The organism is Streptomyces misionensis (assembly GCF_007896895.1).
GTDB lineage: Bacteria > Actinomycetota > Actinomycetes > Streptomycetales > Streptomycetaceae > Streptomyces > Streptomyces misionensis_A.
Map to the genome: position 1 here is coordinate 1478 of NZ_VOGW01000194.1, position 26012 is coordinate 27489.

Annotated in this window: 13 protein-coding genes; 6 read left to right on the forward strand and 7 right to left on the reverse strand. The window is 73.6% G+C overall.

Features of this window, described 5'->3' with window-relative positions; all coding sequences use genetic code 11:
• The first annotated feature begins 120 nt into the window (after window positions 1–120).
• Window positions 121–246: a hypothetical protein gene (locus tag FRZ03_RS40840; protein WP_315902687.1), complete on the forward strand. Its 126-nt coding sequence runs from the start codon at window positions 121–123 to the stop codon at window positions 244–246.
• Window positions 247–357: 111 nt separating this feature from the next.
• Here FRZ03_RS40840 and FRZ03_RS35745 read toward each other — a convergent pair whose 3' ends face one another.
• Window positions 358–2517 carry a SpoIIE family protein phosphatase gene (locus tag FRZ03_RS35745; protein WP_146469227.1) on the reverse strand — a complete coding sequence of 720 codons (2160 nt, stop codon included), beginning with the start codon at window positions 2515–2517 and terminating at the stop codon, window positions 358–360.
• Between the two features lie 255 nt (window positions 2518–2772).
• On the opposite strand from FRZ03_RS35745, the gene FRZ03_RS35750 reads away from it, so the two are divergent.
• From FRZ03_RS35750 to FRZ03_RS35765, 4 genes are all read left to right on the forward strand, one after another.
• Window positions 2773–3648 carry a hypothetical protein gene (locus tag FRZ03_RS35750; protein WP_146469228.1) on the forward strand — a complete coding sequence of 292 codons (876 nt, stop codon included), beginning with the start codon at window positions 2773–2775 and terminating at the stop codon, window positions 3646–3648.
• Between the two features lie 109 nt (window positions 3649–3757).
• Window positions 3758–4132, forward strand: coding sequence for a hypothetical protein (locus FRZ03_RS35755; protein ID WP_146469229.1), 375 nt, complete (start codon window positions 3758–3760; stop codon window positions 4130–4132).
• A 195-nt stretch (window positions 4133–4327) separates the two neighbouring features.
• Window positions 4328–6343 (forward strand): NADPH-dependent 2,4-dienoyl-CoA reductase, encoded by a 2016-nt coding sequence (locus tag FRZ03_RS35760; RefSeq protein ID WP_146469230.1) that lies wholly within the window; start codon window positions 4328–4330, stop codon window positions 6341–6343.
• Window positions 6344–6373: 30 nt separating this feature from the next.
• Complete coding sequence (locus FRZ03_RS35765; RefSeq protein WP_146469231.1) at window positions 6374–6928, forward strand: PadR family transcriptional regulator; 555 nt, start codon at window positions 6374–6376, stop codon at window positions 6926–6928.
• Window positions 6929–6934: 6 nt separating this feature from the next.
• Here the strand turns inward: FRZ03_RS35765 and FRZ03_RS35770 are convergent, their stop codons facing one another.
• On the reverse strand, window positions 6935–7504 hold the full coding sequence (locus FRZ03_RS35770) for a hypothetical protein (RefSeq protein ID WP_146469232.1): 570 nt from the start codon (window positions 7502–7504) through the stop codon (window positions 6935–6937).
• A gap of 182 nt (window positions 7505–7686) precedes the next feature.
• On the reverse strand, window positions 7687–8661 hold the full coding sequence (locus tag FRZ03_RS35775; RefSeq protein ID WP_146469233.1) for a fibronectin type III domain-containing protein: 975 nt from the start codon (window positions 8659–8661) through the stop codon (window positions 7687–7689).
• Window positions 8662–9113: 452 nt separating this feature from the next.
• Between FRZ03_RS35775 and FRZ03_RS35780 the strand changes: the two genes are divergently transcribed.
• Complete coding sequence (locus FRZ03_RS35780) at window positions 9114–9983, forward strand: glycoside hydrolase family 75 protein (RefSeq protein ID WP_261399484.1); 870 nt, start codon at window positions 9114–9116, stop codon at window positions 9981–9983.
• A gap of 24 nt (window positions 9984–10007) precedes the next feature.
• Here FRZ03_RS35780 and FRZ03_RS35785 read toward each other — a convergent pair whose 3' ends face one another.
• The 4 genes from FRZ03_RS35785 to FRZ03_RS39635 all read right to left on the reverse strand — a co-directional run bounded on the left by FRZ03_RS35785 (window position 10008) and on the right by FRZ03_RS39635 (window position 25832).
• Window positions 10008–10418 carry a PTS sugar transporter subunit IIA domain-containing protein gene (locus FRZ03_RS35785; RefSeq protein ID WP_146469235.1) on the reverse strand — a complete coding sequence of 137 codons (411 nt, stop codon included), beginning with the start codon at window positions 10416–10418 and terminating at the stop codon, window positions 10008–10010.
• A gap of 1 nt (window position 10419) precedes the next feature.
• Window positions 10420–11019: a dihydroxyacetone kinase subunit DhaL gene (gene dhaL / locus FRZ03_RS35790; protein ID WP_146469236.1), complete on the reverse strand. Its 600-nt coding sequence runs from the start codon at window positions 11017–11019 to the stop codon at window positions 10420–10422.
• Between the two features lie 46 nt (window positions 11020–11065).
• Window positions 11066–12058, reverse strand: coding sequence for a dihydroxyacetone kinase subunit DhaK (dhaK, locus tag FRZ03_RS35795; protein WP_146469237.1), 993 nt, complete (start codon window positions 12056–12058; stop codon window positions 11066–11068).
• A 208-nt stretch (window positions 12059–12266) separates the two neighbouring features.
• Window positions 12267–25832, reverse strand: coding sequence for a hypothetical protein (locus FRZ03_RS39635; RefSeq protein WP_222443441.1), 13566 nt, complete (start codon window positions 25830–25832; stop codon window positions 12267–12269).
• Window positions 25833–26012 lie beyond the last annotated feature (180 nt).

The following is a 26012-nucleotide window of genomic DNA, read 5'->3' on the forward strand; positions in this document are numbered from 1 at the left end:
CGGACCCCCCGGCGGGGCGGGGAGGCCGGCCTGGGGGACGCGGGTCGCGGGGGGCGGGGATTGGCGGGCGCGCGCCTCGGCCAGGAGGCGGCCGCCGGGCGCCGGCCAGGTGGCCGCCTCGTGTCGGAGACGGGCGAACGGCGGCCCCCGGCCGCGCTGGCCGTGTTCACCGAGGCGGGCCTGACCGCCCGGGTGGCGGTGTCGGAGGAGTGGGCGGCGCACGTGGTGATCGGTGTGCGCGGCTAGGGCTGTGGCCGGAAAGGTCTGCCGGGCGTCGCGAGCCGGTGAACCATTTCGGGCGCAGCACCAGCGGGGGTCGGCCACGGCGGATCCGCCCCGGTTCGTCAGGGCCGCCGATCAGGGCCGCCGGTCGTGATCACGCCGGGCGTGGCCCGCAGCGGTGCGCGCGGGAGCCGGCGGCTCGTCCTGCGTGGGCGGCCGGTCCGGTTCCCGCGCCCGTGCGATGAGCAGTGCCACGTCGTCGTGGTTGTCCGGGCGGTGGAGGGTGGTCAGGAGGTCGTCGCAGGTCTCGTCGAGGGGGCGGGCCGGGTCGGTGAGGAGGGAGAGCATGAGGCCGAGGCGTTCGTCGAGGGTGTGGTGGCGGGTCTCCACCAGGCCGTCGGTGTAGAGCACGAGTTCGTCGCCGGGGGCGAAGTCGACGGTGACCGTGGAGAACTCGACCCCGCCGACCCCCAGCGGCACCCCGGTCGGCAGGTCCAGGAGTTCCGGCGGCCGGCCGGGGCGGACGCGGGCCGGCGGCAGGTGGCCGGCGTTGGCGATGCGGCACCGGCGCAGCCACGGGTCGTGGACGACGTACACACAGGTCGCGATGGAGTGGTCCAGCGCCGACGTGGTCCGGTCCAGATGGCCGAGCAGCACCGCCGGGTCCAGGCCGAGCGCGGTCAGCGTGGCCGTCGCGGTGCGCAGCCGGCCCATGGTCGCGGCCGCCTCGATCCCGCTGCCCATGACGTCGCCGACCACCAGCACGGTCCGGCCGCCCTCCAGCGGGATCACGTCGAACCAGTCGCCGCCGACCTCGCTGGTGACCCCCGCCGGCTGATAGCGCGAGGCCACCTCCAGACCGGTCGTGACCGGCGGATCGCTCGGCAGCAGGCTGCGCTGGAGGGTGAGCGCGGTGTTGTGGGCGTTCTGGTACCAGCGGGCGTTGTCGATCTGCACCGCCGCCCGGGCCGCCAGCTCCCGCGCGAGCAGCACGTCGTCGCTGTCGAACGGCCGCGTGTCGCGGGTGCGTTTGAGGTCGAGCGCGCCCAGCACCTCGCCGCGCGCGATCAGCGGCACCGCCAGGTACGAGTGCAGGCCCGCCCGCGCCAGCAGCGCCGCCGCCCGCGGTGAACGCGCGATGCGCGGCAGGTCCTCGTCCTTCACCCGCGGCACCAGCACCGCCTCACCGGTGCGCACGCACTCGGTGACCAGCCGGTCGGGGGCGTACCGCGCGATCCCGCCCGGCGGGTCGGCGGCCCGTACGGCGTCCGAGTCGTCCTCCGGGCGCACCGCGAGGGCCCGGATCACCGCCGGTTCCGCGGGGCCGAGGGCGCTGGGCCGGCCCTCCACCACGGCGTCCAGCAGGTCCACCGCCGCCACATCGGCCAGCTCCGGCACCGCGACCTCGGCCAACTCGCGGGCCGTGCGCTCCAGTTCCAGCGTCGTGCCGATCCGCGCCGAGGCGTCCGCGATCAGCGTCAGCCGGCGCCGCGCCGTCTCCGCCGCCACGGAGGCCCGGTGCTGCTCGGTGATGTCGGCCATCGAGCAGGCCACACCGAGCACATGTCCCATGGCGTCGTCGAGCCGGTACAGCGACACCGCCCAGGTGTGGTCCTCGTCCGGGTCGGCGGGGGTGCGGCCCACCACGACGTGGTCGATCAGCGGTGTCCCCGTCGACAGCACCCGGCGGGCGGCGTCCGCCACCGGGCCGGTGTCCAGCCCCGGCAGCACGTCGCACAGCGCGCGGCCCACGTGTTCGGCGGCCGGCAGCCCGCTGATCCGCTCCAGGGCCGGGTTCACGGAGACGAACCGCAGCTCGGTGTCGAGCACCGCGAGCCCCATCGGGGACTGCCGGACCATCCGCTCGGACAGCGCCACGTCCTGTTCGAGCCGGCGTACGGTCGACCGGTCGGCGGCGAGCCCGAGGGCGTACACCTTGCCGCGGTCGTCCAGCAGCCGCATGTTGCGGAACTCCACCAGCCGGGTGCTGCCGTCCTTGTGCCGGATCGGGAAGCCGCCGGCCCAGCTCCGCCCGGTGGTCATCACATCGGCGAACAGCTCGGCGACCAGCTGCATGTCCCGTTCGTGCACCATCAGCCGGGCGGCGTACCGGCCGAGGGCCTCCCGCGCGGTGTAACCGAACAGCTCCTCCGCCTGGGGGCTCCACAGCGCGATCCGGCCGTCGGCGTCCAGCACCACCGAGGCCACGCCGAGCATGTCGAGGAGGCCGCCCGGCGGCACCGGCCCGCGCGCGGGTTCGCCGCTCTCGGTCGCCGGAGCCCCGGCTGCACTCATGCCACGCACCGCCTTCGACCGTCCGCACGGCGTGCCGTTCCCCGTGCCGGTTCTCCACGTCCTGCCGCGCTCACATCCGACTCTCCGCAGCCTTCCCCGTCAACCTCCACCATCCCTCAACCCGGCGGCGGCCGTCCGCCGGAGCGACCGGGAGCGCTCCCGGACCGTGGGCCGACTTGGTCTGTACATGGCCATCGAGCCCGCGCCAGACTGTGCGCCGTCCGAGTGCGCCCACCCCCCTTCCAGGAGCCGTCCATGCCCGTGCCCGCCCGGTTACGCCGCCATGGAGTCCTCGCCGGACTCGTCACCCTCGCCGCCGCCCTGTCCCTCGCCGTGCCCGCGCCCGCCTCGGCGGCCGGCACCTGGACCGAGACCGGTTCCGACCGCGCCGACCCGCTGACCGAGAGCCAGGGGCTGGCCTCGGTCGAGGTCCCGGCGAACAGCCCCAACCGCTACACCGGCATCGGCACGATCCCGCTCGGCGACTCCCTGCGCGGCTGGAACCACGTCGGCGACCCCGACGCGTCGTACGAGGGCTACTACATCGAGCCCTACCAGCGGGACTCCGGCAACTCGAAGATGTACCGCGTGCAGTCGCCGGGCGGTGCCTGGTCGGAGTACGTGCACACGCTGAGCCCCGGCGAGGCCCTGAACAACTCGTGGGTGGCGATCTCGCCGGACGGCCGGTGGATGCTGTCCGGCGAATGGGGCACGATGGACCGGCTGCTCGTCTTCCCGACGCCGGGCGAGAACCCCTCGACCTCGCCCTCGGCAAACCTTCCGCAGGCGGCCACGGTCCACCTGGACCACCCCGTCAGAGACGTCCAGGGCTGCGACTTCTCCGGTCCGACGACCCTGCTGTGCTCCTCCGACGACCCCGACGGGATCCTGTTCGGCATGACCAAGCCGCTGCTGCGGATCGACCTGTCGGCCCCGCCGAACGGCTCCGCCGATGTGGACGGGCATGTCGCCGCGCTGCGCCGGCTGCCGCTGCGCAGCGCCTGCCAGGGCTCCTTCGAGGCGGAGGGCATCGACTACGACCGCCGCTCGGGCACCCTGCGGGTGATCGTGATGTCGCCGGGCGTCTGTGTGCTCACCGACAGCAAGACGTACACGTTCTCCCTCGGCTGAGGACTGGGTGGCGGGCGCCGTGGCCCGGTGTTTTGCTGGGCGGGGGGATGGACGTGGTGCGAACGGGGTACCCCGTGCCACCGCAGCGCGGCCACGAAAGGAGCGATCAATGGCGAACAAGGACCGGTCGCATCCGGAATCCGTCATGGTGGAGATCAGCGGATGCTCCAAGGAGGACGCACGTCTCGTCTTCGAGGCACTGAACTCCTGCTTCGCGTCCGACCGGGGCAAGGACGAGGTGCCCCAGCAACTCCACGAGACCAGGCCCATGGTGTGGCTCGGCACGTACGACGTCGCGGACACCCCCCGCCAGGGCTGCCCGCCGGTCCGCCTGCGCTCGTCCGTCCAGGCGGACGTCCAGGGCGGCTACTGGGCCGTCGACCGCTTCCGTCACACCCTGGACTCCATGTTCACCGTCGAGGAGACCTGCACGGCCTCCGGCGACCAGGAACGCGACCTCCATCTGCGCCTGGAAAGCCGCTGACCCGGCGCCCCGGCGCCCTTCCCGCGCCCCGGCCGGTCCCGTACCGGCCGGGGCGCACCGCGTCGGGACGGGTGCCGGGGCCCGGTCCGCCGTGAGCACGGTGGCGCGGCCCACACGTTTATGCAACTAGTTGCACAAGCGGCTTCGGTTGCTCTACAACAAGAGGCGACCGCACCCGTGCACGGAGGGCCTGAGATGAGCCGTTACCCCCACTTGCTGACCCCGCTCGACCTGGGGTTCACCACGCTGCCCAACCGGGTGCTCATGGGGTCCATGCACGTGGGGCTGGAGGAGGCCGAGCGGGGGTTCGAGCGGATGGCGGCCTTCTACGCCGCCCGGGCGCGCGGCGGCGTCGGGCTCATCGTCACCGGCGGCATCGCGCCGAACGAGGAGGGCCGGCCGTACGAGGGCGGGGCCAAGCTCACCACCGAGGCGGAGGCCGAGCGGCACCGGGTCGTCACCGACGCCGTGCACCGCGAGGGCGGCCGGATCGCCCTGCAGATCCTGCACTTCGGGCGGTACGCCTACCACCAAGACCTCGTCGCCCCGAGCCCCCTCCAGGCGCCGATCAGCCCCTACGTGCCCCGGGAGCTCTCCGAGGCCGACATCGAGCGGACCATCGAGGACTACGCCCGTACCGCCCGTCTCGCGCGGCACGCCGGGTACGACGGCGTCGAGATCATGGGCTCCGAGGGCTACCTCGTCAACGAGTTCATCGCAGCCCGCACCAACCACCGCACCGACCGCTGGGGCGGCTCGTACGAGAACCGGATGCGGTTCCCGGTCGAGATCGTCCGCCGGGTGCGCGAGGCCGTCGGCGAGGACTTCATCATCGTCTACCGGCTGTCCATGCTGGACCTCGTCCCCGGCGGCTCCTCCCACGCGGAGGTCGTCACCCTGGCCAAGGCCGTCGAGGCGGCCGGCGCGACCATCATCAACACCGGCATCGGCTGGCACGAGGCCCGCATCCCCACCATCGCCACCTCCGTGCCGCGCGGCGCCTTCACCTGGGTCACCAAGAGGCTGATGGGCGAGGTGGCCGTCCCGCTGGTGACCACCAACCGCATCAACACCCCCGAACTCGCCGAGGAGCTGCTGGCCGGCGGCTGCGCCGACATGGTCTCCATGGCCCGGCCGATGCTCGCCGACCCCGACTTCGTCGCCAAGGCCGCCGCCGGAACCCCCGAGGCCATCAACACCTGCATCGGCTGCAACCAGGCCTGCCTGGACCACACCTTCAGCGGGCAGCTCACCTCCTGCCTGGTCAACCCGCGCGCCTGCCACGAGACCGAGCTGGTGCTCGCGCCGGCCCGGACCAGGAAGCGCGTCGCCGTCGTCGGCGCCGGACCGGCCGGGCTCGCCTGCGCCGTCAGCGCCGCCGAACGCGGCCACACCGTCACCCTGTTCGACGCCGGGAGCGAGATCGGCGGGCAGCTCAACGTCGCCCGCAAGGTCCCCGGCAAGCAGGAGTTCGAGGAGACCCTGCGCTACTTCCGCCACCAGCTCGCCGCCCACGGCGTGGAGGTACGCCTGAACACCTGGGTGAGCGCCGCGGACGTGGCAGATCATGACGAGGTCGTCGTCGCCACCGGCGTCACGCCGCGCACCCCCGACATCCCGGGCGTCGACCACCCGCGCGTGCTCGGCTACCTCGACGTGCTGCGCGACGGCGCCCACGTCGGCGACCGGGTGGCCGTCCTGGGCGCCGGCGGGATCGGCTTCGACGTCGCCGAGTACCTCACCGACGGCGGCGACAAGGCGAGCGAGGACCCCGCGACGTACTTCCGCAACTGGGGCGTCGACACGGAGTACACGGCACCCGGCGGCCTCACCGAGCCGCGCCGCCCGGCCCCGGCCCGCCAGGTCCACCTGCTCCAGCGCAAGACCACCAAGGTCGGAGCCGGGCTCGGCAAGACCACCGGGTGGATCCACCGCACCGAGCTGCGGCACCGCGGGGTCACCATGGTCCCGGGGGTGCGCTACGACCGCATCGACGACGCGGGTCTGCACATCACCGTCGGCGAGGAGAGCACCGTCCTGGAGGTCGACACCGTGGTGCTGTGCACCGGCCAGGAACCGCGCCGCGAGCTGTACGAGGAGCTGGTCGCCGCCGGGCGCAGCGCCCACCTGATCGGCGGCGCGGACGTCGCCGCGGAGCTGGACGCCAAGCGGGCCGTCAAGCAGGGCACCGAACTGGCGGCGGCGCTCTAGGAGCCGCTGCGGCCTCCCTAGGATGAGCCCATGTCACTCCCGCACGCGATCCTCACCGCCCTGCTGGAAAAGCCGTCGTCGGGGCTGGAGCTGACCCGCCGGTTCGACAAGTCGATCGGCTACTTCTGGTCCGCGACGCACCAGCAGATCTACCGCGAGCTGGGAAAGCTGGAGGGCGAGGGGCTCATCCGGGCGCTGCCGTCCGAGCAGCCGGCCCGCGGGCAGAGGAAGAGCTACGAGGTCCTGCCCGCGGGCCGCGCCGAGCTGGCCCGCTGGACCGCCGTCGCGCAGGACCCCAAGCCGCTGCGGGACACGCTCCTGCTGCGGCTGCGCGCGTCGGCGGTGGTCGGCACGGCCGGCCTGGAAGCGGACCTGCGGCGCCATCTGGAGCTGCACCGACGGCAGTTGGCCGAGTACCAGCAGATCGAACGGCGCGACTTCCCGCCGGAGCGGGACACCCCGCAGGACCGGCTGCGCCACCTGGTCCTGCGGGCCGGCATCGACCTGGAGACCTTCTGGACGCAGTGGCTCTCGCACGCCCTCGCGGAGTTCCCCGAGCCGTCCGACGACGGCCGGACGGGCTGACCGGCTTCACCACCGGGTCGGTCTCGAGCGGCGGCGCAGGCACCAGGCGGCGGTGACGGTGCCCGCGCCCACCAGTGCCGCGCCGATGCCCAGGGTCAGGGGGCCGTGGTCGCGGACGGCGCCGCCCAGGCCGCCGTTGACGCCCCGGACGGGCGCCTGCTGGACGGGACCAGGGCGGGTGGGCACCGGCCTGGAGGTGGCCGAGAGGGTCGGTGCGGACCCGGCGGAGACGATCACCGCCTGACTGCCCGCCGTGCTGCCGCTGGAACAGACCACCACCACGGTGTAGGTCCCGGGACTCACCCCGGACCAGACGGCGGACTGGCTGACGGTGGTGCCCGACAGCGCCGCCTGCCGGCCCTGGGCGAAGCTGGCCTGGCTGCTGGTGAGCAGGGCCGCGGTGCCCCAGCTGCCGTTGATCCGGGTGCACGCGCTGGTGACCACCGAGACGGAGGAGCCGGTGGTGCTGACGGAGATGCCGGAGACCGCGGCGGCCGGCGCCGCGAGCGCGACCGGGAGCGCGACGGTGGCCGGGAGGGCGAGAGCGGAGCGGAGCAGGGATATGGACTTGCGCATCGGCTGGCCTCCGGCGGCACGGCCGGCGGTACGTCCCATGCGCCGCCCAGGGTCGGGAAACATCCGTGCTGCCTGGTCAGCAGCCAACGCGGCCCGGCGGGCGCCCGCACCCGGACGGCATCCGGCCGGGTGACGCGGACCCGTCCCGGCGTCCCCGGGATGCGGCCCCCGCCGGGCTGTGGTCAGCGTCCCGTGGTCACCGTCCGCTCGGGCGACCAGCCGCCCCAGGTGCCGTCGGGCAGCCGGGCCCGCAGCCGTACCCGGTGCTCCTCCCCGGCCGTGCGGCCCAGGTAGAAGCTGTAGTGCGCCCGCCCGCGCGGCGGGGTGCCGCCCCACTCCAGCGAGGTGGCCGAGGTGCCGTCGAGCCGGATCGCGTACTGCGTGATCACCCCGTCCGTGCCCGGCGGATCCCAGGACAAATCCAGGTAGTAGGCGCCGTCGGCGCGGTGGGTCGCGGCGGTGAAGCCGGTCGGCGCGGTGGCCCGGCCGTCGTCGGTGCCCGGGGTGGTGAGGCGGACCGGGGCGCTCGCGGGGGAGAGGTTGTCCGCCGCGTCCCGGGCCCGCACCGTGAACACGTACCGGGTGCCGGGGCGCAGTCCGGTGACGACGGCCGAGGTCGAATCTCCGCCGACGCTGTGGATCCGGGTGCCGCCCTGCTGGATGTCGTACGACACCACGCCCCGGTCGTCGTGGGAGGCGCCCCAGGACAGCCGGACCGCCCGGCTGCCGTCGGTCCGCCCGGTGGGCGTTTCGGGCCGGGTCGGCGCCGAGCGGTCGGCCGCGGCCCGGGCGGGCGTCCGGGCCGCCACCGGCCGGCTCGGCGGTCCGAGCCGGCCGGCCCTGTCCCGGGCCCGCACGGTGAAGACGTACCGGGTGGACGGCCTGAGCCTGACGACGTCCACCATGCGCTGAGAACCGGGCACCTCGGCCGCGTTCGTGCCGTCCCGGTACACCTCGTAGGAGCGGATGCCGGTGTCGTCCGGCACCGCGTTCCACATCACGTGCACCGACGTGGCGCTGCCGGCCTGCGCGGTGACCCCGGTCGGGGCGCCCGGCATCCGGCCCTCGTCGCCCGCGTCGGCCCGGCTCCAGCCACAGGACGTGAGCAGCAGCAGGGCGCCGCAGACCAGCACGAGCGGAACGGGAACGCGTCGCACGGCTCTGCCTCCACGATCGGTTCAGCTGCGGCCCGGCAATGGTCCGGACCAATATGGACCGCCCGGTGCGCCCGCGGCAAGGGGCCGGTGCGGAGCACCCCGCGCGGTTACGTATGCTGAAGGTCCCTGCGGCTGAACTCCCCGAGAGGGCTGGGGAGTTCATGCCGTTGGCGCGGAAACGCTGTCGTCGCCGAACCCGCGCCGGCGCGGGCGGCCGGGGGACCTGGATCGGAGGCGGTCCGGGTTCCCGGCCCCTGTTGTCCCCGCGGAGTCACCCGTCCGGCGGTGGGACCATCACATGCTATGCCCCAAATGCCGAAAATATTCCCTCACGGGTTGTCAGTCCCGTGCTCCATCCGGCCCCTTGGGGGTGGCCCCTGCGGCCCGGCGTCCGGGTCGCGGCCCACAGTGGGCTCGACATGTCCCCGAGGAGAGGGTTCCTCATCGTGCGTGTGCGTGTCCCGACGCTGACGCTCGCCGCGGTCGGCGCCGCCCTGATCGCCCCCGCCACGCTGCCCGGCCCCGCCGCGGCGCTCCCGCCCGAGGCGCGGGCGACGGCCCACGGCAAGGGCGCGACCCCCGGCGCAGGTCCGCGCAAAAACGTTGTCCCTCGGGCCGGCGCCCCCGCCGGCCCGGTCCCCCGAGAGCACCCGCCCGCCTCCCCGGACCGGAGCGGGCACCGCGTCGGCCTCCGCCGCGAGAGCGCCCGGGCCGCCGTGGCCCGTCGCGAGGGCGCCGTCACCGCAGAGGACCTGCTGGCGCGGGTCGGTGTCTGCGACCAGATCTCCGACGGCCGGTACCGCACCGACGCGGGCAGCCCCGAGACCGTGCCCGTCTGCGGCACCCGGGACGCCGTCTTCTGGAAGGCGGACCTGGACATCGACTGCGACGGCCGGCCCTCCGTCCACTGCAACGCCCAGACCGACCCGCTGTACTCCCCGGACACCGCCTTCCGGCAGTCCGACGGACGGCAGCTCAGCGCCGAGGAGCTGCCCTACATCGTCGTCCCGGCCGCGGGGCCCCGCTGGGACCCCGGCGCGTACGGCGTGCGGGGCGGCTCGGTCGCCGCCGTCGTCTACCGGGACCGGGTGCAGTACGCGGTGGTCGGCGACACCGGCCCGAGCGACCTCATCGGTGAGGCCTCCTACGCCACCGCCAAGGGCCTCGGCATCAGCCCCGGCCCCAGCGACGGCGGAGCGGCCTCGGGGGTCACCTACATCGTCTTCAAGGACTCCCGGGCGGACCCCATCGAGGACCACGGGGCGGCGGTGGCGACCGGCGAGCGGCTGGCCCGGCAGTTCGTGACCGACACGGGCGACTGACCAGCCGCTCGACCCGCGGGCCCGTCACACCTTGCGGTAGTCGTACGCCTCCTTCGCCGCCGCCTCCACCCCGTCCAGATCGGCGCCCGCGGCGGCCGTCACCACCGCGGCCACCGCACCTTCCAGGAACGGGGCGTCGACCAGCCGCGTGTTCTCGGGCAGTTCGTCGCCCTCGGCCAGCAGTGCCTTCACCGTGAGCACCGCGCTGCCGAGGTCGGTGAGGACCGCGACCCCGGCGCCCCGGTCGGCCGTGGCCGCCGCGGCGGCGATCAGCTCGGCGCTGGTGCCGAGCCCGCCGCCCTCGGTGCCGCCCGCCGGGGCCACCGGCACCGCCTCGGCCCCGCCCGCGAGCCCCTTGGCCAGCGCCGCGACCGAGGCGGCCACCTCGGCGCTGTGCGACACCAGGACGATCCCGACCAGCTTCTCCTCGCTCACGTCAGCCCTCCGCCGTCTCGGCCAGCGCCGCGATCAGCAGCGCCGACGAGGTCGCCCCCGGATCCTGGTGGCCGATGCTGCGCTCGCCCAGATAGCTCGCCCGGCCCTTGCGCGCCAGCAGCGGAACGGTGTCCTTCGCACCCTTCTCGGCGGCCTCCCGGGCGGCGCCGAAACCGCTGCCGAGCGCCTCCACGGCCGGCAGCAGGGCGTCGACCATGGTCTTGTCGCCGAGCGCCGCCCCGCCCAGCTTCATCACGCCCTGCACACCCGCCCGCAGCGCCTCGGCCAGCTGCTCCTCGCCGACCTCGGCGGCCTCTCCGAGCGCTTTGCCGGTCCGGCGCAGCAGTGTGCCGTACAGCGGTCCCGAGGCGCCGCCGACCGTCGAGATCAGCTGGCGTCCGGAGAGCATCAGGACGGCGCCCGGCGTGTCCGGCGCCTCGTCGGCCAGCGTCGTCCGCACGGCCGCGAACCCGCGCTGCATGTTGCTGCCGTGATCGGCGTCCCCGATGGCCGAGTCGAGGGCGGTGAGACGGTCCGCCTCACGGTCGACGGACGCGGCGGTCGCCGTCATCCAACGACGGAAGAAGTCGGCGTCGAGCACTGGACCTCCAAACATAGTAAGGGCGTTGAGCGCTGTGTCCGCCGTATCACATCCCCCAGCGCAGCGCCGGGGTGCGCACCGGCGCGTCCCACAACCGCAGCATTTCCTCGTCGACCTGGCACAGGGTCACCGAGGCGCCCGCCATGTCCAGGGAGGTGACGTAGTTGCCGACCAGGGTGCGCACCACGGCGACCCCGCGCTCGGCCAGCACCCGCTGCACCTCGGCGTTGAACCCGTACAGCTCCAGCAGCGGGGTGGCGCCCATGCCGTTGACCAGGACGAGCACCGGATTGTGCGGCGACATGTCCTCCAGGATCGCGTTGACCGCGAAGTCGGCTATCTCGCCGGAGGTCATCATCGGCCGCCGCTCCCGGCCCGGCTCGCCGTGGATGCCGATGCCCAACTCCAGCTCGCCCTCGGGCAGATCGAAGGTGGGGGAGCCCTTCGCCGGGGTCGTGACGGCGCTGAGCGCCACCCCGAAGCTGCGGGAGTTCTCGTTCACCCGGCGGGCTATCGACTCCACCTGCTCCAGCGGCCGCCCCTCGGCCGCCGCGGCGCCCGCCAGCTTCTCCACGAACAGCGTCGCCCCGGTGCCGCGCCGCCCGGCCGTGAAGAGGCTGTCGGTGACGGCCACGTCATCGTTCACCAGCACCTTGGCGACCTGGACGCCCTCGTCCTCGGCCAGCTCCGCCGCCATGTCGAAGTTGAGCACGTCGCCCGTGTAGTTCTTCACCACGAACAGCACCCCGGCCCCGCTGTCCACGGCCGCCGCCGCGCGCACCATCTGGTCGGGCACCGGCGAGGTGAACACCTCGCCCGGACAGGCGGCGGACAGCATGCCGGGGCCGACGAACCCGCCGTGCAGCGGCTCGTGCCCGGACCCGCCGCCGGAGACCAGTGCGACCTGCCCGGCCACCGGTGCGTCCCGGCGGACGATCACCCGGTTCTCCACGTCCACCGCCAGGTCCGGATGCGCGGCCGCCATCCCGCGCAGCGCGTCCGCGACGACGGTCTCCGGCACGTTGATCAACATCTTCATGCCTGTCTCCCAGAAAGCTCGCAGGTGGTCCCTGGCCGGTGTTTTCCCTGTTCAGGCCGGGTGGGACCAGGTGGGTGGTCGGAGCCTTGCACCTCAGTATCGGCCTTGTGGCCCCGAAGGTCATGTGCGCTGCCGCAATCCGCCGCGCCGCCGCCCGCCCGAACGGGCCCCGGCGGCGCCCGCCGTGGCCGCCGCGGCGCCGGGCCCATCAGGCGTCACCGCCGGCCGGTCGGGCCAGCTCGACCACGACGAACGCATGACGCAGCGCGGTCGCCGCGTCCCGGCCCGCGCCCGCGTCACCGGGCGGTGTGTTGCCCTCGGAACGGGTGGCGACCTCGATGTCCGCCAGGAGCGTGACCGCCTCGTCACCGGCCCCCAGCCGCTCCAGGTGGACCGCGAGGGCCGAACGGAACAGCTCCGCCACCCCGTCCGCGCGGGCCTGCCCGCGCCGCAGCGCCTCACCGAAGTGGGGCAGCCCGCCCCGCATCCCGTTGGCGTGGCCGACCACCGTGACCCTCGGCGGCGGGAAGCCCGCACGTACGTTCGCCAGCGACGCCCACGCCACCTCGGCGGCCAGCCGGTGCACCGTCTCCCGGTGCGCCCCCGTCAGCTCGGCGGAGCCGTCCGCGAACTCGACGCCGCCGATGGTCAGCCGTTCGCTGCGGTACGGCGCCGCCGGCGGGGCGGTGTGCGGCACGACGGGGGCCGCGACCCCGTGCTGCGGCTGCGGCTGCGCCTGTGTCTGTACCGGCGCCTGTGTCCGTACCCGCGTCTCTGCCTGGGGCCGGGACTGTGCCGGTGCCTGCGGCCGGTCCTCGGCGGGCGGCTGCTGCCGCGGCGGGGCCTTGGGCGCCCGGGGCGAGACCTCCTCGGCGGCGGGCCGGGTGTCGTGCACCGCGACCGTGGTACGCCGGCCCTGGTCCTTGTCGCCGCCCGCCGGGGTGCGCTCGGTGGTGACCGTGACCGGGAAGTCGGCCGCGGTCACCCGGGGCTGGAGCGAACCGTGCTGGTAGTTGATGAGATACCGGTCCAGCCGGTCCCGCAGCTCCCCGTGCACGGCCTCGGCCCGCTGCCGCGCGGTGTCGGGCAGGACGCCGCCCAGCGTGGGGCGGCGGGCGTTGCCGCGCCCGGTCACCGTGATCCGGGGCAGCGGCAGGCCGTTGTGGTGGTTCCACAGCCCGGTGCGGGTCGCCAGCTCGGCCACGTAGTTGAGCTTGCGCCCCTCGTCCTTGCCGATCTGCCGGGAGCCCTCGCGGAACCTGATGTCGATCTGCGGAAGCCGGTGGCCGTGCACGATCACCGAGGTCAGCGGGTTGGCCTCGGCCGACCGGTCGGAGGTCAGCAGGTCCGCGCTGACCTCGTGCATGGTCTCGCCGGGCCGCTGGGAGAACATCCGGAAGTGCCACAGATCGCTGCCCTTGGACAGCTCCGCGGCCTGCTTCATGCGCGCCTCGGCGGCCCTGCGGGCCTTCTCGAACTCCTCGACGGCGCGCTCGTGCTCCGGGCTGTGCCGGACCGTACCGGCGATCTGCTGCCGGGCGTCCGCCGCCCGGGTGAGCGCGTCCACCAGCGCCAGGTGCCGGTCCAGCCGCCTGATCCGCGCCTCGTCGCCGCCGGCCGCCCGTGCCCGGTCCAGCTCGTCGCTGACGGCCCGGTGCAGGCTGCGGAACCCGTCCGCGGAGGTGTGCCGCAGGTTCTCCGACACGGCCGACTTCACGATGCCCGTGATGTGCGCGCGGCGGGCGAAGTTCTCCAGCGTGATCTGGTGCTTGCCGTCCTCGCTGGCGAGCACGACGGCGGCGAAGTGATAGCCGAAGTGGCTGCCCTCCGGCTCGCCCGGCTTGGCGTAGTTGTGCGCCAGGCTCGGCAGGCCGTTCTCGTCCAGCGCGTTGATCGAGTGCACGAGGTAGGCCTCGCCGACCTTCGCCCAGGCGTACTGGTTGATGCCGATCTCGCGCGCGGCGGCGGACAGCGCGTCGCGGCGCGGGTTGTCCAGCGGGTCGTAACTCAGCGCGCTGCCGTAGGACTTGCCGGGGGTCGGGCCGTCGCTCTCGGCGATGAGCCGGTCGTCCCGCCGCACCTGGTCGACGGCCCACGACGGGCCCAGTGGCCGGTCCGGCCGCTCGCCGTCCGCCACCAGGGAGAGGGACTCGGCGAGGTGGTGGATGCCGGTGACCTCGGTGCGGCCGAGGGCGTTGATCGGCGCCTTGCCCAGGCCCGAGCCGTCGGGGCTCCGGAAGACCACGTGCGAGGCGGGGACGCCGCCCGAGACCATCTGGGCGAAGTCCCGGCAGATCTCCTCCTCCGACTTCCCGGAGCGGGTCAGGAACCGCGGGGTGACACGCACCAGTTCACGATGCCCACCGTGGCCGTCGGCAACCCGCAGCGTGAGGTCGCCGGCGTGCAGCCGCACCAGGGAACCGGCGAGCGCCAGTTGACGGTTGGACGCGTCGATCGCCGCCACCGTGGCGAACACCTGCTGGCCGTAGCCGCCTTCACGGTGCGCCAGGGAGAGGTCGCCCGACACATGGAGCGGCGGATGGTGCTCCACGAGCGTCTCCTGGTGCCCCTGGGCCGGCACCGACAGCCGGGGCACGTCGTCCGAGCCGTGGCCGTAGTCGAAGCGGGCGTGGTACATGCCGGTGGGCTCTTCGAACAGCACCGTACCGGGACCGGCCCCGACCACCTCGTAATCGCTGGTGGTCAGCGACCTGGCGCGCAGCCGGTCCAGCAGGTTCTCCGGGGCCAGGGGCGACGCGCGGCCGTCGCGGTGCGGCAGCAGCTTGCTCGCGTGGTCCGGGCCGCCGGGTTCGTGCTCCGGGGTCGGGGAGCCGAAGTCGAACAGGTCCAAGGGTCCGCGCGGGCCGCCCAGATGGAGCGTCCAGTCACCGCTGCCGCCGGTCAGGTCGAGGTGTTCGTCGCCGGTCCGCCAGTCGAGCACCGGGCGCACCTCGGAGTCGGTCGACCACACCACCGTCCCGGCCCGGTCCGCGACCAGCCGCGCCAGCTCCTGGTCCTGCCCGCGCGGGACCACCAGCACGATGTCCTGGTCCGTGCCGCGCAGCGGGTCCCGGGCCACCAGCTCGGCGAACTCCGCCTCGGACACCCGGACCGCCTGACCGCCCGTCCGCAGCACCAGGCCGTCCGGGGTCCGCTCGGCGGCCACCACGTACGGGCTGTGCCACGGCGCCGTGTGCCGCGTCTCCTGCCCGTCGGGGCCGGTGACCGTGTAGCTCGTCAGGTCCGGCGGGACCGCCCGCGCCCCCGTCCAGTCACGGCCCGTGGCCTGCCCCGAGCCGTCGGCCAGCGCCGTGTGGTGGCCCAGCGCGTCGTGCTCGGTGGCCAGGAAGTGCGCGGCGAGCGCGGCACCGTCCCGCGTCGCCTCGGGCCCGGCGTGCGCGGTGAGCGCCAGCAGATACCGGTAGTCCCCGTCGGTGGGCGCGCCGTCGAGATGGAGCACCTGCTCGGCCAGCACCTCCAGCGGCGGCCGGTGCTCCGCGTCCGGCACGGCACGTGGCGGGGCCATCCGCTGGAGGGTGAGCAGGGCTTCGTGGGCGCGGTCGTACGAGTCCTGGTCGAGCGTGTCGCCGTACAGCCGGTCCAGCCACTCGTACTCGCGCCGGCGTTCCTGCGTGTACTCCTCCAGGATGTGCGACCAGTCCGCGTCCTCCTCCTCGACCCGGTCGTGGTCGCCCTGCGGCAGGCGCGGCTCCTGGGCCTGCGCCTCGTGCTGCCCGCCGTCCCGCTCCGGATCGGTCACCGGATCGACCCAGACGTGCCGCCGGGTCACGGGCGCGGTGCCCGACCTGGCCTCCTGCCAGCCCGGGTGCCGCGGGCCGAAGGGGGTGTGCTCCCCGGCGGGGCCGGGATGCACGACGGTCTCGGGTACGTCGCCGACGAGCGCCCCGAGCAGCTGGAGGTGCCGTCCGCGCAGCCCGCCCTGGGCGAGGCCGTCCGGCGCCGGCCGGTGGAAGTCGCCCAGCAGGCTGCCCGCCACCCCCGCCCGGCCCGGGCCCTCGCCGTCGTCCGCCCGGTACTCGTCGCGCAGCCCGAGCTGGTGCCCCAACTCGTGGGCGTACGCGACCGGTTCGGCGTCCGGCCACCAGGTGCGCTGGTCCATCGGACGGTCGTGGCCCGCGAGGTCCACCACCAGATGCGGCTGGTCGTCCGCCGTCACACGCTCCACCGTGACGTGCAGTCGGCTGCCGTCGGGGAGGTGGTGGCCGGGGCGGTTGTAGAACTCCTCGGTCCCCTGGACGAGCCGCTCCCAGGCGGTCCCGGGGTCGTGCCCGGCACCGCCCCGGAAGGCGACCCGCACCGTCAGGTCGGTGACGGCGGTGTCGCCGGCGCGGAAGACGCGCGCGTCGAAGGACGAGCGCACCACGAAGCGGGGCGCCTGGTCACGGGGACGGCGGGGAGCGGCGGTGCCGGTGGTGGTCCCGGGTGCCTTCGGCGCCCTGGGGGCCTTGGGGGCGACCTCGTGGCCGGTGGCCGTCGTGGTGGTGTGGCGCGGCGGCAGCTGGGCGGCGTCGTAGTGGCTGCGGCCGTTGTAGTGCACGTCGACCGTGCGGCCGGTGTGGCCGGGTCCGGCCGTCTCCAGATGGGTGGTGCCGTCGGGCAGCAGCCGGAAGGTGCGCAGCCGGGTGCCGAGGGTGTGGGCCACCAGGGCGGGGAAGACCTCGCCCTCCTCGGTGTTCCAGGCGTCGTTGCCCGGCACCCAGTTCTCCACGGCCCGGACCAGCGCCTGGTGCTCGGCCGGGGTCAGCGGCTGGTGCAGCGAGGTGTCCACGACGGCGTCGACCAGGGCCTCCTTGCTGTCGATGTGGTCGAGGCTCAGCGGCTCGCCGTGCTCGGTCAGATAGTCGAACTGGGCGCGCGGCGCCAGGGCGTCGTCGTGCAGGACCCAGTGGCCGAGCCGGTTCGTCGTCTCCGGGACCTCGGCCGCCGCGGCCTCGGCGGCGTCCTGCGGGGTCAGGCGGTGCGGTTCGCCCGTCAGCTCCCGGGCGCGCGCCTCGATGTAGAGGGTGCGCAGGGCCCGCGGGTGGAGCCAGTCCGGTGACATGACGCGGTCGACGCCGTAGCGCCCCAGCCGTGCGCGCAGTTCCTCGGGGCTTTCGGTACGGAGCTGCCGCTGGAGCCGGTCCACCTGGACGCGCCGGTACACCTGCGCGACCTCGCCCGGCAGGTCATGCGGGGAGGCCGACCGCAGACCGTCCAGCACCATCCGGTGCAGGTCCCCGGCGGCCCGGCCCAGCGGGCTGTTCGGGTCGACGGTTCCCCGCTGGGTGCGGATCTGGTGGAGGACGGCCTCGTGCAGGGCGCGCGCGTCCTGCGGCGTGCCGTGGTGCAGGGCGGCGGGCCAGTGCTCGGGCGGGGTGCTCGCGAGCACGGAGTACAGCAGACAGCGGCCGTCGCCGGGGACCTTGAGGCGGGGCGGGGCCGGGGGCGCGGAGGAGGTGTCCTCGGCGTCGTCGGTCTTCGGGACGGGCTTGTGTTCCCCGGCGTCGTCGGTCTTGGGGGCGGGCTTGTGTTCCTCGGCGTCCTTGGGGAGCTGCTGCTCCTTGGGCGACTCGGGAGTCTCCTTCTTCTCCTCGGCGTCCTCGGGAGCCTGCTTTCCGCCCTCGTTCGTGTCCTTGGAGGTCTGCTTCTCGGTTTCCTGTGTGGGCTCGGGGGTCTGCTTCTCGGTCTCCTGGGTGTCCTCGGGGGCCTGCTTCCCGGTCTTCTGCGCCTCCTCGGGGGTCTGCTTCCCGGTCTCCTTCGCGTCCTGGGAAGTCTCCTTCGCCTCCTCGGTGGGCTTCGGGTTCCGCTCCTTCTCCTCGGCGGGCTTGTGGCCCTCCTGCGGTGTGGCGGGCTTCGGGATCTCCGCCTGCCGCTTGTTCTCCTCCGGCGCCTTCTCCGGCGTCTTCTCCGGTTCCGTGACCGCGTCCTCGGTCTTCTTGGCCGTCCAGTAGTAGACGTGCCCGTCCGTGTGCGCCGTGTTCCCGTACGTGCCGTTCTCGTCGTACTTCTGCGTGGACAGCCTGACCGGCTGCCGCATCAGCACCTGGGGGCCCTTGAGCGTGGCCTTGCCCGGCTCGGTGGCCGTCTTGCCGTGCGGCATGGCCGGCGGGGGGAGGGTGCGGTTCGGCACCCCCGGGCCGCGGGTCACCGGGGACGTGCTCTCGAAGGTCTGGTCCCTGTCCAGCTTCATGGCGTTGGTCGGGACCGGGACGATGACGTTCGGGTTCTTGGTGGTCACCGGGAACGCGAGGGGCGTCAGGTTCGCGTTGACGGCGTTGCTCGCGGACGTGGCCGACTCGTGCTCGGTGGCGATGGTGATCTCGTCGCTGCCGTCGTCCCGGGTGGAGATCTCCTCCGCCTTCCCGGTCGGCTGGAGCCGGAACTCGAGGCCGGTCTTCCCGTCGCTGCCGAGCGGCACCGTGCGATAGCCGCCGACGGGGTCCTTGAGCTGGTGGAACACCGTGGGCAGGGTGCTCGAACCGAGGGTGCGGCGCAGCGCGACCTGCTGCTCCAGCGGCAGGCGCTGCTCCTTCACCAGGGGGTTGCCGTCGTCCAGCCGGGGATCGGAGACGAAGGACGCGATCAGCTTCTGCGCCTCCTTGGGCGTCATGGCCCCGGCCCAGTGGCCGAGCGTCGAGGCGGCCGAGCCCAGGCCCGAGGAGAGGGCCGAGCCCGCCTTGCCCAGCATGCCGTCGCCCCAGGGCCGGGGCGTGGTGAGCACCGTCTGCGCCTGGTCGTACAGCCCGGCGTGGTTGTCGAAGCCCACCAGGTCGTGGGCCGAGTCCAGGGACGCCTGCCAGCTCTCCCGGTCCTCCTTGGAACCGGTGAGCGGCCGCAGCTCGACGGTGTTCCCGCCGTCGTCCGTCGCGGGCCGCTGCTGGGTCTCCTGCTGGGTCTGCTCCTGGCTCTGTTCCTGAATCTGTCCCTGGCTCTGTCCCTGGCTCGGTTCCTGCGTCTGCTGCTTCTGCTGGTGGGCGGCGGCCTGTTCGGCGGTCTCCGTCAGCGACTTGGGCACGTAGACGTGGACCCGCCACGAGGGCTTCACCGGGAGCGGCTCGGCGAGGTTCACGAAGCGCCCGTACTCGGTGCGCTGGGTCACCGTGACCTCGAAGCGCATCGTGTTGCCGAACTTCACCGTGTCACCGAATTTGGACGTCTTGTGGTCGACCTTGGTGGTGACGCCGGTCTCGGCACTCTTGGTCCGGGTGCCCTCGCCGCCCCCGGTCGGCGCCCAGGCGGCGCTGCCGAGGCCGCCCTTGTTCTCCTCCGCCTTGACGGCGGCGGCGTCCTGGCCGGGCTTCGGTTTGACGACCGGGGCGTAGGAGAGGCGGAGGTTGCCGTCGGCGCCCAGCGACCAGTTGTGCCCCGCGCTGCCCTTGACCGTCTGCGCGATGCCGACCTTGCGGGTGGTGTCCCCGGTGGAGTGGTCGCCCTCGTCGGTCCACTTCCCCTCGGGGATGCCGCGGACCAGCACCTCGGTGATCACACGCTGGGTGCGGGACTCGTGCACGTGGTAGTCGAGGATGCCCCGGCCCACCAGGTCCTCGTAGTTGGCCGACAGGTTCTCCGGGGAGAAGGTGTCCGCGAACGGCAGCGCCGCCTCCGGCACGGGAGCGGCGGTGTCCAGCTTGCGGATCTGCCGGTCGATCTCGCCCAGGATCTCGTCCGACTTGGGGATGTCGGCGGTGGCGCCGCCCAGCAGCCCCTTGGCGAGCAGCGGCGCCTGCCGGGTCCCCGGCTGAGCCCCGGTGCCGTCCTCGGCGAGCTTGCGCACGTCGTCGTCGGACAGCAGCACCAGCACCCGGTGCTTGCCGGTCCGCGGCTCCCCGAGGAAGACGTCGCCCTTGGCGTCGGTGACCCTGCCCTGCACGGTGACGTCCGCGTCGGCCTCGTACAGGTGCCAGGTGCCCTTGTACGCGGCCTTGCGCGAGGTCGTCATCTTGTGCTTGACGTTCTCGCCGGTGTTCTGTCCGGCGCCGCCCTTCCCCTTGACGCCGCCGCGTGCCTGGAAGGAGGCGTCAGGGCTGTCCTTGGACGGGAAGCGGCCCACGTCGAAGCCGAGTCCCGCCTTGAACGCGCTGGTGGTCTTGTCCGCGACCTGGGTGGACACGCTGGACTTGGTCTCGATCTCCAGCTTGCCCTCGCCGGGCAGCGTCTCGCGGAACCGGAAGTTGCTCAGCGCGGTCCGCGTGGACAGCCCGACGGTGTCCCGGTTGCGGCCCGAACCCACCTGCTCGTCACCGCTGTTGGCCCAGCCGCCGTGCGAGGCGGAGACCAGGGACCGCAGGTGCTCCTCGTCGGTGAGCCCGTCCAGGGCGTCCTTCAGCTCGGGCACCCGGGTGTTCCCCGATGTGCCGGCCTTCTTCTGGAAGGCGCTGGTCAGGGACTTCTGCGCCTGGTCCCGGAACTCCTTGGAGCCGGTGACGGACCGGACGGCGTGCCGCTGCGGCAGCACGTCCAGCGTGGTGATGGTCCGCGGCGGCGGGGTGGTGCCCTCGGTCGTCTCCGGCCGGCGCGCGACCTCGACGGTGAGCCGGCCCTCGGGCCGCACCGGCTTGATGTGCTGCATGTGCGGCGAGGGCGCCTCGGTCGACAGATGCGTGGTCGGCTGCTTGGGGTTCTCGACGCCGACCAGCACCTTGTACGTCACCGGGTGGGCGTAGACGTCGGTGTCCGCCTCCAGGGAGAACTGCCGCTTCACCTCGGTCTCGGTGCCCATGGTGAGCCCGTGCGAGGGGTTGTGGGCGGTGATGTCGAGGCTGCCCATGGTGAAGCCGCGGGTGACGTCCGGGTGGTCCAGCGAACTGCGCACGTTCCCGGCGAGGTTGACGACGTGCTTGGAGCTGTGGGTGACGGACTTGTCGGCACCGGTGGTGCGGGTGCCGACCGTCTTCGTCGTCGACTTGCCGGTCCCCACGTGATCGCCCTTGGTGGGCTCGGCCTTGATCAGGATCTCGTGGGTTTTGCCCGAAGTGCCGGGCAGATGGGGGCCCTTCAGGGTGATCCGGTAGGTGCCGTCCAGCAGCTTCGGCGCGCCGCCGCGCAGCCGTGAGGGGGCGAGCTGCTGCCGCAGCGTACGCAGGTTGTCCCAGGCCTCCGGGGTGACGCGCGGGCGGTTCGGGGCCGTGGGGTCCGGGTGGATCGCCCCGGGCGGCGGCAGCACGCCGGGGTGGTTCTGGTGCATCTCCAGGACGATGTGGTCCTCCAGCTCCGTCGAGCCGGGGACGTCGAGGAACGTGGTGCGCGGGGCCGCGACCGGGTCGGTGAGCCGGGTGGGGTCGAGCGGCGGGTGCTGACCGGTCGTGGGCGGGGCGGTCAGGTCGTGCGGGACCGCGCGCAGCACCTCGCCGTTCTGCGCGTCGATGGTGAGGACGACATCGCCGTTCGGGCGGACCGGCGGCTGCTCGGACGGCGGCGGGGAGTGGTCGCCGATCGCCGTGGTGGTGGTGCCGTGCAGCCCGTCGCGACCCGGCTGGAAGTGGTGCCGGACGAGCTGGACGCGCAGCCGCACCTGGGTGGCGACCAGATCGGCCTTGCCGGTCTGCTCGTGGCTGAACTCGCTGCCGATGGCGTTCTTGCCCTTGGTGCCGTGGACGAGGTTGCTGGAGCCGGTGTAGCCGGCGGTGCCGGTCAGCCAGGTGGACCGGGAGCTGTCCTGTGCCTTCCACACCTCTCCGGTGGCGCCGCCGCTGAGCCCGAGCGACCAGGAGCTGTTCTCCGTGCGGTTCTGTCCGTGCTCGCCCGACGACTTCGAGCCCAGGGTGGCCTTGTCGTCCACGGTGTGCAGGGCCTGGGAGCCGTCCGGCTCGACCGTCAGCAGCAGATGGGCCTTGCTGCCGTCGCTCAGCGTCAGCGTGTTCGACAGCAGGCCCTTGCCGGAGGCGTGCTCGAACCCGTTGAGGACGTTGGAGGGCTGGAAGAAGTCCTCGATGTCCCGGTGAGCGGTGCCGTCCGGGCGGGCCTCGCGCGGCAGCGCCTCGTAGACGGCGTCGCGGGCCGAGTTCAGCCCGGTGATCGACACGGGGTGACCGGAGGCGGGCTTCGGCTTCGTGCCGGTGCCGGTGTTGGTGTTGGTTCCTGTGCCGGTATCGGTGCCGGCGCCGTTCGTCCGGGTGGGGTCCCAGCCCTGCCAGGTGCGCGGCCGGTCCGTGGCCAGCTCCTCCGGGCGGGGCACGTCGGCGCGGACCTGGCCCTTGATGGCGTCGTCCGTGCCCGGGGCCTTCAGGGCGGTGCCCTCGTGGTCCGTGACCTTCACCGTGTAGGTGAAGTCGGAGGTGTAGCTGTCGGTCTTGCCGGTGAAGGCGAACTGGTTCGCCGTCTGTGTCGAGGACTTGACCGTGGTCTCGCGGCCGTGGGTGGCGCCGCCCAGCTTCACGGAGGGGCTGACCAGGGCGGACAGCTGCGGGTTGACGGGCCGGACGATGGTCGGTCCCAGTTCCAGGCCCGCCTGGGAGGAGGTCATCTCCGTCTTGCGCGGGGTGGCCTCGTGCGTCGACTCGACGGGCACGTCGAAGCCCTCGCCGTCGTTGTCCTTGGCCGCGTCGGTCTTCGGGTCCAGCCGCCAGACGGAGGCGGTCGCCCCCACCTCGACCTCGTACGGCCTGCCGCCCACGTGCACGGTGAAGCGCCAGCCGCCGTTGACCATCTGACCGTGCTGCTTGCGGAAGTTGGCCGGGTCGAGGGCGGCGTCCAGGCGCTGGGTGACGGAGGTGTCCTTGGCGTGGTCGCGCAGCAGGGCCTCGATCCGGGCGCGCACCGCGTCGGGGCCCGGCTCCTCGGTGATCTTCTTCCCGGCGAGGGTGTCCCGGTGCCGCCCGTCCAGTTTCGGGTCGGGCTCCTTGGCGGGGGGCTCGGGGGGCTTCTGCTCCTGCTCGTCCTTCGGGGCGACGACGGGGTCCTTCCGGTCCTCCTGGTCCTTCTCGTCCTTCCGGTCCTGCTGGTCCTTCCGGTCCTCCTGCCCGTCCTTGTCGTCGTGCTCGTCCTGCTCCTTCTGTTCCTCCCGTTCCTTCGGGTCGTCGTGCTCCTTCGGGCCCTCCGGTTTCTGTTCCTCTTGCTGCCGCTCCTTCTGGCCCTGCTCGTCCTGGTCCCGCTCCTCCTGCTTCTGTTGCTGCTGTTCCTCGGGCTCCTGCCGGACCTTCGCGTCGTCCTTCTGCCGGTTCCCGTCCTTCGGCTCGTCCTCTTGCTTCTGCCCGTCCTCGTCCTTCTGGCCGCCCTTGTCCTTGTCCTGGCCGTCGTGGCTCTTGTCCTGGCCGTCATGGCTCGTGTCCTCGCCCTGCTTCGGCGGCTCGGACGTCTGTGTGTCCTCGTGCGGGTGCGTGGTCACCGGCTCGGGCTGCCGGGTGGGGTCGGACACCGGGTCCACCCAGGTGTGCGTCCGCGGGACCGGCGGGGCCTCGGCGCGCGAGTGCTGCCAGGCCGGGTCCTGTGTGGGATCGTCGTACCGCTGATGCGGGGTCTCCTGCTGGGCGGTGGGCTCGGTGAGCTTCGGCGGGACCGCCTCGCCGGTCAGGTCCTGGGGGTGCGCCGCCGTCAGATGGTCGCCGCCGGGGCCCTGCCGGGCGAGCAGGTCGTCGTGGCCGGCCGTGAGGGCGCCCAGCAGCCGGAGGTGGCGGTCGCGCAGCCCGCCGGGGGTCAGCCCCTCGTGCTCCGGGTCCTGGTGGACGTCGCCCAGCAGGCTGCCGAGGACGTGCGGGCGCTGCGGCGCGGTCTCGTCGGCGTACTCGTCGCGCAGCCCCAGCTGGTGGGAGATCTCGTGCGCGTACTCGACCGGCTCGGCCCCCGGCGTCCAGCTGCGCTGGTCCATGCCCTGGTCCACCAGCTCGACGGTCATATGGGGCTTGTCGTCGGCCCCGACGCGTTCGATGGTGACGTGCAGCCGGTCACCGCCTGGCAGCGTGTACTTCGGGTCGTTGAAGTACTGCTTGACGCCCTCCTGAGCCCGGCGCCAGACGTCGTCGGCGTCGTGCCGCCCCGAGCCGTCGTCCTTCAGCGCCACGCGCACCGTGAGCTCGGTGTACGGCGTGTCGCCGACGGTGAAGCGCCGCTGGTCGAAGCCGGAGCGCACCACGTAGCGGGGGGTCCGGTCCAGCCGCGTCCGGGGCGGTCCGGAGGGGCCGCCGGTGCCGGCCGCGCGGCGCAGGTCGTCCAGGTCCCTGGTGCTGGGGACGGGGTGCTCGGCCGGATGGGTCGGGTCCTCCGCCGGGGCGTCCTTGTGGGCGACGAGCTGCTGGTCGTCCTGGGCCCGCCCGTGGTTCTCCCGGCTCTCCGGGGCGGTCTGTCGCGCGGCCTGCTCGTCGGAGTCGGCGCGGGGGACATGGGTGTCCTCCGCCGGGACCCGGTGCGGCGCGCCGCCGCCGGACGTCCCGTTGCTCACGGGCTCGTTGTGCTGCGGGGGCGTGCCGTGCTCGACGACCGGCGTCTGCTCGTCCGACCCGGTGGTGATGCGGTCGAGGTGGCCGGGGGACTCGTCGGCGGCGGTCGGCCGCGCCAGTTCCTGCCGCAGCCCGCCGGTGCGCTCGTCGTAGGTCAGGTGCGAGGACAGCTCGTCGCGCGTGTCCTCGATCCGGCGCGCGGTGTCCCCGGGGTCGCCGGAGCGCAGGCCCAGCAACTGCTCGGCGTGCTGGTCGCGCAACTTCTCCAGCCGGCCGGTCAGTTCGCGCACCTGGTCCTGGCGGTCCAGCTCGCGTTGCCGTAGATGCTGGTCGAGCTTGTCGAGGGCCTCCTTGGCCTCCGGCTCGGTGGCCGCTTCCCGGGCACGATCGCGCAGCTCGGCGGCGCGTGGATCGTTCTCGCCGTCGTGCAGGGCGTCGAGGCGGTCGCGCAGCTCGCGGTCGGAGGGACGGCCTCCGGACTCGTCCGACTTGAGCCGGTCCAGGCGTTCTTGCAGCCGCTGGTCCGCGCGGTACTCGTGCAGGTCGCGCAGCGCCTGGTCGGCCTCCTCGGGGGTGTCCGCCCGGTCCACCCGCTCGCGCAGCTCGCGCTCGTGGTCGTCCGCGCCGTCATTGAGGGCGTCGAGACGTCGGCGCAGATCCTCCTCGCTGCCCGGCGCCGGGCGCCGCTCCGGCGTCGGCTCGTCCGACTTCAGGTGGTCCAGCCGCTCCTGGAGCTCCCGCTCCTGGCGGTGCTCCTCCAGGTCCCGCAGGGCGAGGTCCGCCTCCTCGGGCGTCCTGGCCCGGTCGAGGCGCTCGTGCAGTGCCGCCGTCTCCGGGTCCGGGTCCGTGGAGGTGCGCAACTTGTCGAGCCGGTCGCGCAGTTCGGCGTCCTGGCGGGCCTCGTCCAGCTGGGCGCGCAGCCGGTCGGCGGTGGGCCCGTCGGTGGTCAGCGCGAGCCGCCGGCGCAGGTCCTCGACCTCCGGGTGGAACGGGCGGGGGGTGTCCTTCCCGGTCAGCGCCGCGGCGGGGACATGGCTCTCCACGTACGCCGAGTACTCGTTGAGCCTGCTGTCCAGCAGCTCGGAGTCGCCCGAGCGGTGGGCCTGTTCGACCGCGTCGACCTTGTTCTGCCACTCCTCCTTGGAACCGGTGAGGTTCGTCAGCCGGTCGAAGCCGCCCCGCGCGTGCTCGTGGAACGCCTCGTAACGCTGGTGGACGGTGCGCGTCTCGACATGGTCGCGAAAGGCCGTCAGGTGTTCCCCGGCGCGCTCCCAGTCACCCGACGCGACGGCCTCCCGCACGGCCCGGGTGTACGCGGTGCGGTCGGCCTCGGACATCCCCGCCGTACGGGCGGCGCGGTCGAGGTCGGTCAGGCGCTGCCGCACTCCGGCGTCCGGAGACACGGGCCGCGTCGTCGGCGGTGTCGGCGCCTCGTGCAGCGGATTCGGCGGGCCCGGGTCGTGCGTGGGCACCACGAGGGTGTCCAACTGCCGCGACTGCTCGGTGACATGGGGGGAGGGGCCGTTCTCGACGGTCTCCGGGTGCGGCGTCGTGCCGGGCTGGTGTCGGGGGACCTCCGGGAA